Consider the following 12,283-nt stretch of genomic DNA (forward strand, 5'->3'; position numbering starts at 1 on the left):
CTTCTTCCTGAAAATCAAGCACTTCAGACGCATCGCCACGCGCTACGAACAGACCCCACGGGCGTTTATGTCAATCCTTTGCCTCGTCAGCGCGTTCATCTGGACCAAATGAATGTCAACGCGCTCTAGCCTCTCTGCATGCCGACGATATCTGCTGACTTGTTGAGGCTTGAGCCTATGTCCCGCGCGGTTTGGCACGCCGCGTCGGCGGCGCGGTGAGCGGATCCTCCGGCCAGGGATGCTTCGGGTATTGTCCGCGCATGTCGGCCCGCACCGCTGCCCAGGATCCGCGCCAGAACCCCGGCAGGTCGCGGGTGATCTGAATCGGACGCTGTGCCGGCGAAAGCAGATGCAGGATGAGCGGTACTCGCCCGGCCGCAATGGTCGGATGCTTGTCGAGGCCGAACAGCTCCTGCACCCGCACGGCAAGGACGGGCCCCTCCTCCGTGCCGTAATCGATCGGGATCTGCGATCCAGTCGGCACCTCGATATGGGTCGGCGCCTCCGCATCGAGGCGCCGCTGCAAATTCCAGGGCAGCAGACTGCGCAGGGCCTCGCTCAACAGATCGGGACCGATCTCGCCAAGGCCGCTCTTGCCGACAAGATGAGGCGCCAGCCACTCGTCCGCGCCTTCGATCAGCGCCTCGTCGGAGAGGTCCGGCCACTCGTCTCCTTCGGCCTGTCGCAGGAACATCACGCGCTCGCGCCATTGCGCCAACGCCTTCGACAAGGGCAAGGCATCGAGGCCCAGCGCGACGAGACCTTCGGCAAGCGCCTGCGCCGCCTCCTCCGTTGCCGGGACTTTCAGGGGGCGTTCGTTCAGGAGCAAGGCACCAAGGCGACGAACCCCACGCGCCCGCAGAGCCTTTGCCTGCCGGTCGAAGGCGATCTCGTCGCGCTGCTCGATGGCCTCCCCGAACAGGCTTTCGATCTCATCCGACGATATGGAAGCCGCGGCCAGAATGCGTGCCGAGGCGGCACCGCCTGCGATCTCGGCGATGGCGAGGTAAGGCTCCTTCGCCAGCCGCTCGTGCGCTTCGAGCACGGCACCGCGCCCATTGGCCATGAGATACTCGCCCGTCTTGCCCCGAGCCTTCGCGAGCCTGTCGGGATAGGCCAGCGTCAGCAGCGCGCCGATGGAATGCGGTTCGCCGGTGGATGCGGGGGCGGCGCCCTTGGCCCAGCCCTCCGCCATGCGCCGCATGTCTTGCGCCCTGCCCGACCGGTCGCGTCGGAAGCGCTCGACGCGCTCGGCAAGATCCACCGCATCGCCACCCAGCCCGCGCTCAACGAGAACGGCTGCAAGATCCGCGGCATCGCGTGCTTGCCCGCTTTCACCGGCAAGCAGCACCATCCGCGCGAGACGTGGTGGCAAGGGCAGATCGCGCAGGCGGCGGCCCACTTCCGTGATGCGTCCCTCGTTGTCGAGCGCGCCGAGCTGCTGCAGCAGCGTTCGCGCCTCTTTCAGCGCCGGTGCGGGCGGTGGATCGAGGAATGCGAGCGACGTCGGATCGATGACGCCCCAGGCAGCGCAATCGAGCAGCAGGGGCGCGAGATCGGCCGACAAAATTTCCGGCCGTCCGAACGGCTCGAGCGCGCCGTTCGCGGCTTCTTCCCAGAGCCGATAGCTCACGCCCGGCTCGGTGCGGCCCGCGCGGCCCCGGCGCTGATCGGCGGCGGCGCGGGCGACGCGCACCGTTTCTAGCCGCGTGAGGCCAATATTCGGCTCGTAGACCGGCACGCGGGCAAGCCCTGAATCGATCACGACCCGCACACCCTCGATGGTGAGCGACGTCTCGGCGATCGAAGTGGCGAGCACCACCTTGCGGCGTCCGGGTTTCGCAGGGCTCACCGCAAGGTCCTGCTCGCCTCGTTCCAGAGCGCCGTAGAGCGGCGCGATATCGACCATAGGATTGCCGATGCGCTCGCGCAGCATCGCCTCGACACGGCGGATCTCGCCTTGCCCCGGCAGGAACACCAGGATGGAGCCCGTCTCGGCCCGCAAGGCGCGGGTGACCGCATCCGCCACCTGATCGTCGATGCGGCGGTTGGGATCGCGCCCGAGATAGCGGGTCTCGACCGGATAGGCGCGGCCTTCCGACTCGATGACGGGCGCTTCGCTCAGGAGCCTGGCCACACGCGCACCATCCAGGGTCGCAGACATGACGAGGAGGCGAAGGTCCTCCCTCAGGCCCGCCTGAGCATCGAGCGCCAGGGCGAGGCCGAGATCCGCGTCGAGGGAGCGCTCATGAAACTCGTCGAAGAGAACCGCCGCGACACCCTCGAGCGATGGGTCGTCCAGGATCATGCGGGCGAAGACGCCCTCGGTCACCACCTCGACCCGCGTCTTGCGGCTGATCTTGGACCCGAGGCGGACGCGCAAGCCCACCGTCTCTCCCGCCGCCTCGCCGAGCGTCTGCGCCATGCGTGCCGCAGCCGCCCGCGCGGCCAGGCGCCGAGGCTCCAGCACGATGATCTTGTTGCCATTCACCCAGGGCTCGTCGAGCAGCACCAGGGGCACGCGCGTGGTCTTGCCCGCGCCGGGAGGGGCAACGAGGACGGCATTCGACCGAGCACGAAGGCTCGCCGTCAGATCGTCGAGGACGGCATCGATGGGAAGGGAGGTGTCGAAAGCACGCATGCCGCCTGATGGCTCAAGCGGCCCGAGAGAGCAAGCTGTTCATCACACCGGGAATCCATACCCCCGCAGTTCCGCTGCAAGATCGATGGGCTCGACGCAATGGATCGCATGCATGCCGACGGCGCGGGCCGCTTCCACATTAGCCTTGGAATCGTCGATGAACACGCAGTCTCCGGCCCTGAGCCCATAGCGGACGAGCAGGAGATGGTAGATGGCCGGATCGGGCTTCAGCAGGCGCTCGTCGCCTGAGACGATGATGCCGTCGAAGTCCGACAGGAACGGGAAGCGCTCCTGCGCCAGAACGAATTTGGGGCCGGAGAAATTCGTGATGCAGTAGTTCGGCACGCCCGCTTCCCTCAAACGCAGCAGCAGGGCTACGTGATCCTCGAAGACGCCGGAAACGGTCTCGTCCCAGCGCTCGTGGAAGGCGCGGATCTGCGTCTCGTGTTTCGGGTGATCCTTGACCAGGAGAGCCACCGCCTCGTCCCAGTCGCGACCTCGGTCCTGCTCCACGTTCCAGTCAGGGGTGCAGACATGGGCAAGGAACCACTCCATCTGCTTCTCGTCGTCGAAGATCCGGCGGTAGAGATTGCGCGGATCCCAGCGCAGCAGAACATTGCCGATATCGAACACGACTTTGGTAGGCTTGGTCATGGCCAGAGCTTTTTCCTCGATGATCCTCTCAGGCATTTAGCTTCTGGAAAGCCGCCGCGCCACTCTCAAGATCGATGGGCTCTCGTCGTGGCCTGGGGATCGAGCCTGGAGCCAAGTTGAAGCTTGGCGGGATCAAGAGCGCTCCTCCAGCGTTTGTGTCCTGGCTTGAGGCAGCAAGATGGGGGCGGGATGGCCGGTTTACTTGGGTCCCAAAGGCGGTTGAATTGGCGCGCCGCTGCGCTTCTCGGCCTGATCTCCAGCACCTTTTCGACCCTTGTCAGCCAATTCCTCGCAGGCAGGATCGGCCGCGATGCGGTCGTCGACTGGATGGTTGTCGCGACCATTCCGCTTCGGGACGGGATGCTACAGAGCGAACCCTCCTGGCCCGCCATCGCGGCTGGCATCCTTTTCCATCAATGGGCGGATTTCACCTGGGCCGTCATCTTCTTTTGGCTGCTCGGGCGGTGGACCGCAGGATTGAAGCCTCGGACCCTTCTCTTCATCGCCCTGCCCTGGGCCCTGTTCACCTCGGCCTTCGAATGGTTTGTCCTGGTGCCGCTCATTCCCTTCTGGCAGCCGATCTTCACCCTGAACCAGCCCTACTGGATCGGCTTCCTGGTTCACGCGGTCTCCGCCTCCATGTACCCGCTCTTTCCCTGGCTGCGCGATTGGCTCAGAGGTCGGCTCCCCTCGCCGCACGGGCGTTTCACGGCCGTCTGGACGACGCTCGCCGCCACAGGCCTTCTGGTGCTCGGCTTCATCGCCTTCCTGGGCTGGCAGAACCGGGAACTGCCCTGGATGGGAGAGAGCCCGGCCTTCGATCAGAGCTATATGCGGCGCATGGCGGCTCATCATGCTCAAGGCGTCGAGCTCGCCCAGACCGCCATCGAGAAGGCTCGGGATCCGCATCTCAAAAATCTCGCCCGTCTGATGGCAGCCGACCAGAAAGGCGAAATCGCCATCTTCCAGCAATGGTGGCGCAGCTGGTTCGGCGGTGATCTGCCGCCGGCCGCTCCCGAGGAGCACGCCACCATGCCCGGCATGCTCTCGTCGGAGCAGATCGACGGCCTGCGCCGCACGAACAGCGACGCCTTCGATCCGCTGTTCATCACGCTCATGACCACGCATCACCAGGGCGCGATCGCCATGGCGGATGAGGCCCTGCGCCATGCGCAGCGCGGCGAGATCGAGCTCATGCATGGCAGCGAAGGCTTGGCGGCGGTGGAAGCAGCAACCTTTTCGCTCCTCGTTCCTGCCGGAGATGCAAGCGCGGATCGACGAGAGCAGGCCCCCTCAACGCATCGGCATTGAGGGAGCTGCCCGGAGGATTTATCCGCCGATATTATAGGCCGCGAGCGCCGCCATGTTGACGATGTCGCTGTCGGTCGCGCCGAGGGAGACGATCTGCACCGGCTTGTCGAGACCCACCACGAGGGGCCCCAGCACCATCGCGCCGCCAAGCTCCTGCAGCAGCTTGGTCGAGATCGAGGCGGAGTGGAATGCCGGCATGACGAGCACGTTCGCCGGCCCCGTGAGGCGGCAGAACGGGTATTGCGCCATCACGTCCCGGTTGAGCGCCACGTCGGCGGACATCTCGCCGTCGTATTCGAAATCGACGCGCAGCTCGTCGAGGATCTCGACGGCCTCCTGGATCTTCTCCGCCCGTTCCGCCTTCGGATGTCCGAAGGTCGAGAAGGACAGGAGTGCCACGCGCGGCTCGTAGCCGAGACGGCGGGCGACACCGGCGGATTCCATGGCGATCTCGGCGAGTTCCTGCGCGCTCGGCATCTCGTGGATGGCCGTATCCGCCACGAGAACCGTGCGGCCGCGGGCAAGGCAGAGCGAAACGCCGATGACGCGATGACCAGGCTTCGCGTCGATCACGTGGCGCACGTCGGCAAGCGCCGTCGAGTAATTGCGCGTCGCGCCCGTCACCATGGCGTCCGCATCGCCGAGCGCCACCATGGAAGCTGCAAAATGGTTGCGGTCCTGGTTGATCATGCGCTGGCAGTCGCGGAACAGATACCCGTTACGCTGCAGGCGCTCATAGAGGAATTGCGCATAGGTCGCGTTGCGGTGCGACAGGCGCGCATTGTGGATCTCGATGCCCTCGCGGCCTTCGAGCTCGATGCCCGCCTGAGTGGCCGTTTCCTGGATGCGATCCTCGCGGCCGACGAGAATGGCCTTGCCGAGTCCCTGGTTGACGAAGGACAGGGCGGCGCGAATCACCTGCTCCTCCTCGCCCTCCGCGAACACGACGCGCTTCGGGAACTTGCGCACGCGCTCGAAGATGCGGTTGAGCGTGCCGGCCACCGGATCGCGCCGTGCCGAGAGCTGCGCCTTGTAGGAGCGCATGTCGACGATGGGACGGCGTGCAACTTCCGTATCCATGGCGGCCTTCGCCACCGCCATGGGGATCGTATGGATCAGGCGCGGATCGAAGGGCACGGGGATGATGTATTCCCGCCCGAAGCGCGGACGCGAGCCCTGATAGGCTGCCGCCACCTCGTCGGGGACATCCTCGCGGGCGAGTTCCGCCAGCGCCTGGGCGGCCGCGATCTTCATCTCCATGTTGATCGTGGTCGCCTGGACGTCGAGCGCGCCGCGGAAGATGTAGGGGAAGCCGAGGACGTTGTTGACCTGGTTCGGATAATCGGAGCGGCCCGTGGCGATGATCACGTCGTCGCGGATCCGGGCGACCTCTTCCGGCGTGATTTCCGGGTCGGGATTGGCCATGGCGAAAATGATCGGATTGGGCGCCATGGAGCGGATCATCTCGTCCGTGAACGCACCCTTGGCCGAGAGGCCGAACACCGCGTCGGCCCCGTTCAGGGCGTCTGCCAGGGTGCGGGCATCCGTCTCGGCGGCATGGCCCGATTTCCACTGGTTCATGCCCTCGGTGCGGCCCTTGTAGATCACGCCTTTGGTGTCGCAGAGAATGACGTTGTTTGGCGCAAAGCCCATGGCCTTGAGAAGCTCGGTGCAGGCGATGCCGGCGGCGCCCGCGCCGTTCACCACGAGCCTGGTCTTCGCCATGTCGCGGCCGGTCAGATGAAGCGCATTGATGAGGCCCGCCGCCGCGATGATCGCCGTGCCGTGCTGATCGTCGTGGAAGACGGGAATGTCCATCAGTTCCCGCAGGCGCTCCTCGATGATGAAGCATTCCGGCGCCTTGATGTCCTCCAGGTTGATGCCGCCGAAGGACGGACCGAGATAGCGCACGCAGTTGATGAAGGCGTCCGCATCCTCCGTATCGACCTCGAGGTCGATCGAATCCACATCGGCGAAGCGCTTGAACAGGACCGCCTTGCCCTCCATCACGGGCTTCGAGGCGAGCGCACCGAGATTGCCGAGGCCGAGGATCGCGGTTCCGTTCGAGATCACCGCCACCATGTTGGAGCGGGTGGTGTAGTCGAAGGCGCAGGACGGGTTCTCGGCGATGGCCAGCACCGGCACCGCGACGCCCGGCGAATAGGCCAGCGACAGATCGCGCTGGGTCGCCATGGGCTTGGTCGGGACGACCTCGAGCTTGCCGGGTCTTCCCTGAGCATGGAACTGCAGCGCCTCCTGATCGGTGAAGGTGGGGCGTTTGCTGCGGATCGGGCGCTGATCGTCGGTCATGAGATATGGTTTCTTTTTGATACGAGGCGTTTCCAAAGGGGGATGCGACCTTAAGGCATAGGAGGCGCCTTCCTCAAGACTTGTCCACATCCGCCCTTTGGACCGTATGACACGGATGAAAGGGGCCTCAGGCTTTGCTAAACAGGGCGGATGTCGTCCCAAACCGCATATAAGTCTCCCGAGACCGTCGATTCGAGCGCCGCACCTGCACCCACGCTCCCGCAGGACAGCCGCGTCACACCCATGATGGCGCAGTATATCGAGATCAAGGCGGCCAACCCGGACAGCCTGCTCTTCTATCGGATGGGCGATTTCTACGAATTGTTCTTCGAAGATGCGGAGATCGCGAGCCAGTCCCTCGGCATCGTGCTGACCAAGCGCGGCAAGCATCAGGGGCAGGACATCCCCATGTGCGGCGTGCCCGTGGAGCGGGCGGACGACTACCTCCAGCGGTTGATCGGCCTCGGCCACCGGGTCGCCGTCTGCGAGCAGACCGAGGATCCGGCGGAGGCGAAGAAGCGCGGCTCCAAATCGGTCGTGCGCCGCGATGTGGTCCGCCTCGTCACCCCCGGCACGATCACCGAGGAGCGCCTGCTCGAGCCCGGCCGGGCCAATTACCTGCTGGCCATCGCCCGCCGCCGCGCCTCCGATACGCAATGGTGCTACGGGCTTGCCGCCGTCGACATATCCACAGGTCATTTCGTCCTGAGCGAGACGGACGGCACGGGCCTTTCCGCCGAGATCGCCCGTTTCGAGCCACGAGAGATTCTGGTGCCCGACGTCATCCACGACGATCCGGAGCTCAGGAGCTTCTGGCAGGAGACGCGCGCCGCCATTACGCCCCTGTCCCGCGAGGGGCTCGACCCGGCCTCTGCCGAACGGCGGCTGAAGGATTATTTCGGGGTTGCGACGCTCGATGCCTTCGGGGCCTTCAGCCCCGCCGAGGTCACGGCGGCGGGCAGCGCGCTCTTCTATGTCGAGAAGACGCAGATCGACAGCCGCCCGGCGCTCAACCCGCCCTCCCGCGATACCTCCGGGGCGGCGCTCGCCATCGATGCGGCGACCCGCGCCAATCTGGAACTCACCCGCACCCTCTCAGGCGAGCGGGCGGGGAGCCTGCTCGCCACCATCGACTGCACGGTGACGCCGGGCGGCGCCCGGCTGCTCGCCGAGCGGCTCGCCGGCCCCCTCACCCATCCGGGCCAAATCCGCGAGCGGCAGGATTCCGTCACGACTCTCGTCGAGAACAACGATCTGCGCGACCGTCTGCGGCGCATCCTCAAGCGCTCGCCCGATCTGGCCAGGGCGCTCTCGCGCCTCAGCCTCGGACGCGGCGGCCCGCGGGATCTGGCCTGCGTCCGTGACGGCCTGTTCGCGGCACGTGAGTTGGGCCTCGAATTGGCGATCGCACCCAATCTGCCGAAGGAGCTATCCGGGGCCGCGCAGGTGCTCCAGGGCCTTCGCACGGATGTGGCGGACCGCCTTGCGGCCTCCCTGGCGGACGAATTGCCGTTGCTCAAGCGCGATGGCGGTTTCATCCGTACGGGCTTCGATCCGGGTCTCGAAGAGCTGCGCGAGCTGCAGCAGGATTCGCGCCGCTTCATCGCCGCCCTCCAGGCGCGCTACGCCAATGAGACCGGCTGCCGGTCCTTGCGCGTCAAGCACAATCACATGATCGGCTACTTCGTGGAGGTGCCGCAGAATGTGGGCGAGGACCTGCTGAAGGAACCGTGGAAGGACACCTTCGTCCACCGCCAGACCATGGCGGGCGCCATGCGTTTCTCGACCATGGAACTCGGCGAGCTCGAATCGAAGATCGCGTCCGCGGCCGACCGGGCGCTGAAGATCGAACTCGCGCTTTTCGACGAGATGGTGCAGGCGCTTCTCGATCTCGCCGGCGACGTGGCGGCTGCCGCCGAAGCGACCGCCGTCATCGACGTGACCGCGGCCCTTGCGGATCTCGCCATGCGGCTCGATTGGACCAGGCCCGTCGTCGATACCGGCCTTGCCTTCACCATCAAGGGCGGCCGCCACCCTGTTGTCGAGGCGGCCCTTAAGCGCGAGGGCACTCCGTTCATCGCCAACGACTCGGACCTCTCGGGCAAGGATGCGGGCCACATCCTGCTGATCACCGGCCCGAACATGGGCGGCAAGTCCACCTATCTGCGCCAGAACGCGCTGATCGTGGTGCTCGCGCAGATGGGGTCCTACGTTCCGGCGAAAGAGGCCCATATCGGCATCGTCGACCGGCTCTTCTCCCGCGTCGGTGCTGCCGACGATCTGGCGCGCGGCCGTTCGACGTTCATGGTCGAGATGGTGGAGACCGCCGCCATCCTCAACCAGGCAACCGCCCGCTCGCTGGTCATCCTCGACGAGATCGGCCGCGGCACCGCCACCTTCGACGGTCTCTCCATCGCCTGGGCGGCCATCGAGCACCTGCACGAGACAAACCGCTGTCGCGCCCTGTTCGCGACCCATTTCCATGAGCTGACGGCACTTGCCGAGCGCATGCCACGGATCTCCAACGCGACTCTGAAGGTCACCGAGTGGCATGGCGAGGTGGTGTTCCTGCATGAGGTGGTGCCTGGCGCCGCCGATCGCTCCTACGGCCTGCAGGTTGCGCGACTTGCCGGCCTGCCGGCACCTGTCGTCGACCGGGCGAAGACCATCCTGAGCGAGTTGGAAAAATCGGATCGCGAAGCGCCGAAGCGGGCGCTCCTGGACGACCTGCCCCTCTTTGCCGTTCCCGTTCGTGCCGAGCCCGCACCGGCTCCGAAGCATGATGCCTTGCGGGACGCGCTCGATGCTCTGGATCCGGACGCCATGACGCCGAGAGAGGCGCTCGATGCGCTCTACCGGCTCAAGGCCCAGAAATAGAGCGAAGCGTCAGGACACTTGGGAGCTACGCTCGCGAGGGGCTGCGCCGAAAGGGACGAAGGTCACCGTCCGGGCGTCATCAGGCTCGCGGGACTGCCCGGCCATGACATAGCCCAAGGCCTCGCGGACGCCACGTTCCGTATAGGGCTTTGCGATGACGCCCCAGGCTCCGGCAAAATCCTCAGGAATGCGCTTGGTGTTCGCCGTCATGAACAGCACGGTGACCTGATGCTGGGCTGCGAGATGGCGCGCCACGTCGACGCCGGTCGGCCCGTCGGCCAGATGAATATCGACGAAGGCGAGATCCGGCTTGAGTTCCTGGCCGAGGGAGAGAGCGTCCCGGGACGAGGCTGCCATTCCGACGACGTCGTGGCCCAGATCCTGCAGCAGGCTTTCGAGTTCGAGCGCGATCAGGATCTCATCCTCGACGATGAGGATGCGCAACGGCTTCTCGCTACTCAAACTGGGTCTCCTCCGCATCGACGGGCATCACGATCTCAGCGCGTGTACCTGGCTTCCTGTCGTGCCAAGTCAACCGCCCCTTCAACTGATGGACCAACATCGTGATCAAGGTTTTTCCAAAACTTCCTTCAGGCGGGGGTGAATGATCGAGCCCCACCCCGTCGTCCTCGACGGCAATTTTCAGGCCGTTTTCGGCCCGTCCAATCTCAATTGTCAATTGCCCCTGGCGCCCATTCGGGAAAGCATGCTTAACGGCGTTGCCGATGACCTCGTTCAGCAGAAGAGCAAGCGCCGCCGCCTTGGAGGCCGGAACGCCGAGAGGCTGGATATTGAGGTTGAGATCGACCTGCCCGTCGGGCAAGGCCATGACCAATTCCCCGGCGAGTTCCGCAGTGAATTCTTTCAGGTTGAGACGGCTCACATCGCCTGCCGTGTAGAGAAGCCGGTGTGCTGCCGAGAGCGCGCTGACCCGTTCGGCGGTCTCATGCAGGACCTTTCGCGCCTCCGGGTTCTGAAGGCGGCGCGCCTTCAGGAGAACCAGGGAGGCCGTCATCTGGAGGCTGTTCTTCGCCCGGTGCTCGACCTCGTGGAGAAGCGCCGTCTTCTGTTCAAGCGCTGTCTGGAGGTCCTGGGTCCGGCGCTCGATCTGCTCCTCCAGGAACTGCTTCGTCTCGATAAGGTCCCGGTCGACCTGCTTCTTCGCGCTGACATCGTTCAGCAGCACGGTGACCGACCGGAGATGGCCAGCCTCGTCATGGACCGGCGAGAGAGCCAAAGAACTCCAGAACGAGGATCCGTCCTTCCGACAGCTCAAGAACTCGGTCTCGAAAGCTTCCCCACGGTGCAAGGCGGCATCGACAACGTCCAGGGAAGCCATCTCCGCGCCAGGGACCTGAAGGAACTGCCAGCTTTGGCCGAGCACCTCGTCAGGGGAATAGCCGGTCAGATCGAAAAAGGCCTCGTTGGCGAAAATGACAGGGGCTCGCACCCGGTTCGGATCGACCATCAAGATGGGCATGGGCAAGGATCGGAAGGCGGCCCTGAAGCGAGCCTCCGCGAGGTCTGACGTTCGTTGCGAAGGAGACACGTGGGTTTCGGCCAGCATTACGATCTCTGGACGCCACTCGAGATCTCATGGACCAACCGTGCTTGCTCGATTGAGAAGAGAATTCGCCCCATGCCAGGTACTGCCCCGTCGATGATAGAACCCTTGTGCTCGCGCGAGTTTTTTCGAGATGCCGCGCGCGACACAGTGGAACTCAACGCGACGATGGCGGGAGGGTTCCGCTATCGGCTTGCCAAGTCGCACCACCCCTGCGGAATAGACATAGCAACACTATCGCGTTTCAAATGACCGCGCTAACATCGAATCTCTGCGGGAGGTTCAACCGGATGGTCATGCGCGTTTCCACTGTTGCGTTCGAAGGGATCGAGGCGCGTGCTGTCGATGTGCAAGTGCAGATTTCACCCGGGGCGGTCGCCTTCATGATCGTTGGCCTGCCCGACAAGGCGGTGGCGGAATCCCGCGAGCGCGTCCGCTCTGCCCTGATCGCCTCAGGCCTTGCCCTGCCGGCGAAACGCATCACGGTCAACCTCGCTCCCGCCGATCTGCCGAAGGAGGGCAGCCGACTGTCACATGCGAGAGTGTGGGCAAACAGCAAAGCTTTGGAAAGTCAAGGTTATTGGTCCAATTGCCTTGCCCATACATCGGGACCTCACCTCTGCGACCCACACGGCACATTGTTGCTCCCACACCGCTATTTCTGAGACCTATCGGATCAGAACTCTACGTTACATAGAAACGCAAGCATGTGTGAACCAGTGAGGTTTATGCAAAGTGCACTGAAATCTAACCAGAGGGAATTCTCGCCACATGCCTTAGAGCGCGTTGACATTCAGGCTTTCGACGGACTCGCAAATCTGATTCAAGCTCCTTTTGGGCGCGGAGGCTTGGGTGAGCGGAGTTCGTCTGATGTTGAAAGATCACCAGTGGGATCGGATGGAGCCGCATTTGCCGGGCAAACGCAT

The 12,283-nt window shown here is 64.7% G+C and carries 7 protein-coding genes and 1 pseudogene; 3 read left to right on the top strand and 5 right to left on the bottom strand.

Annotated elements, in window-relative coordinates; all coding sequences use genetic code 11:
- Nucleotides 1-175: 175 nt before the first annotated feature.
- The gene (gene hrpB, locus FS320_RS29295) at nucleotides 176-2,641 is read right to left on the bottom strand and encodes an ATP-dependent helicase HrpB (protein ID WP_152715789.1); all 2,466 of its coding nucleotides are present in this window, start codon (nucleotides 2,639-2,641) and stop codon (nucleotides 176-178) included.
- A 42-nt stretch (nucleotides 2,642-2,683) separates the two neighbouring features.
- Complete coding sequence (locus FS320_RS29300; RefSeq protein ID WP_152715790.1) at nucleotides 2,684-3,295, bottom strand: HAD family hydrolase; 612 nt, start codon at nucleotides 3,293-3,295, stop codon at nucleotides 2,684-2,686.
- 189 nt (nucleotides 3,296-3,484) lie between these two features.
- Between FS320_RS29300 and FS320_RS29305 the strand changes: the two genes are divergently transcribed.
- A complete protein-coding gene (locus FS320_RS29305; RefSeq protein ID WP_152715791.1) occupies nucleotides 3,485-4,606 on the top strand; it encodes a DUF305 domain-containing protein in 1,122 nt (373 codons plus the stop codon).
- Nucleotides 4,607-4,624: 18 nt separating this feature from the next.
- On the opposite strand, the gene FS320_RS29310 is transcribed toward FS320_RS29305, so the two are convergent.
- Complete coding sequence (locus FS320_RS29310) at nucleotides 4,625-6,916, bottom strand: NADP-dependent malic enzyme (RefSeq protein WP_152715792.1); 2,292 nt, start codon at nucleotides 6,914-6,916, stop codon at nucleotides 4,625-4,627.
- A 150-nt stretch (nucleotides 6,917-7,066) separates the two neighbouring features.
- On the opposite strand from FS320_RS29310, the gene mutS reads away from it, so the two are divergent.
- The gene (mutS, locus tag FS320_RS29315; RefSeq protein WP_152715793.1) at nucleotides 7,067-9,793 is read left to right on the top strand and encodes a DNA mismatch repair protein MutS; all 2,727 of its coding nucleotides are present in this window, start codon (nucleotides 7,067-7,069) and stop codon (nucleotides 9,791-9,793) included.
- A gap of 9 nt (nucleotides 9,794-9,802) precedes the next feature.
- Here the strand turns inward: mutS and FS320_RS29320 are convergent, their stop codons facing one another.
- Both FS320_RS29320 and FS320_RS29325 read right to left on the bottom strand, forming a co-directional pair.
- Nucleotides 9,803-10,273, bottom strand: coding sequence for a response regulator (locus FS320_RS29320; RefSeq protein WP_152715794.1), 471 nt, complete (start codon nucleotides 10,271-10,273; stop codon nucleotides 9,803-9,805).
- Nucleotides 10,248-11,360: a sensor histidine kinase gene (locus FS320_RS29325; RefSeq protein WP_152715795.1), complete on the bottom strand. Its 1,113-nt coding sequence runs from the start codon at nucleotides 11,358-11,360 to the stop codon at nucleotides 10,248-10,250. The genes FS320_RS29320 and FS320_RS29325 overlap by 26 nt, the downstream gene beginning before the upstream one ends.
- A 287-nt stretch (nucleotides 11,361-11,647) precedes the next feature.
- On the opposite strand from FS320_RS29325, the pseudogene FS320_RS29330 reads away from it, so the two are divergent.
- A pseudogene (locus FS320_RS29330) lies at nucleotides 11,648-11,881 on the top strand (magnesium chelatase domain-containing protein); the annotation flags it as partial.
- Nucleotides 11,882-12,283 lie beyond the last annotated feature (402 nt).

The organism is Microvirga tunisiensis (assembly GCF_009296175.1).
GTDB classification, from domain to species: domain Bacteria; phylum Pseudomonadota; class Alphaproteobacteria; order Rhizobiales; family Beijerinckiaceae; genus Microvirga; species Microvirga tunisiensis.

Bases quoted from the DNA above. Each gene is read 5' to 3' on its own strand.
- hrpB (WP_152715789.1), bottom strand. From the start codon at position 2,641: ATGCGTGCTTTCGACACCTCCCTTCCCATCGATGCCGTCCTCGACGAT.
- FS320_RS29300 (WP_152715790.1), bottom strand. From the start codon at position 3,295: ATGACCAAGCCTACCAAAGTCGTGTTCGATATCGGCAATGTTCTGCTG.
- FS320_RS29305 (WP_152715791.1), top strand. From the start codon at position 3,485: ATGGCCGGTTTACTTGGGTCCCAAAGGCGGTTGAATTGGCGCGCCGCT.
- FS320_RS29310 (WP_152715792.1), bottom strand. From the start codon at position 6,916: ATGACCGACGATCAGCGCCCGATCCGCAGCAAACGCCCCACCTTCACC.
- mutS (WP_152715793.1), top strand. From the start codon at position 7,067: ATGTCGTCCCAAACCGCATATAAGTCTCCCGAGACCGTCGATTCGAGC.
- FS320_RS29320 (WP_152715794.1), bottom strand. From the start codon at position 10,273: ATGCGGAGGAGACCCAGTTTGAGTAGCGAGAAGCCGTTGCGCATCCTC.
- FS320_RS29325 (WP_152715795.1), bottom strand. From the start codon at position 11,360: ATGCTGGCCGAAACCCACGTGTCTCCTTCGCAACGAACGTCAGACCTC.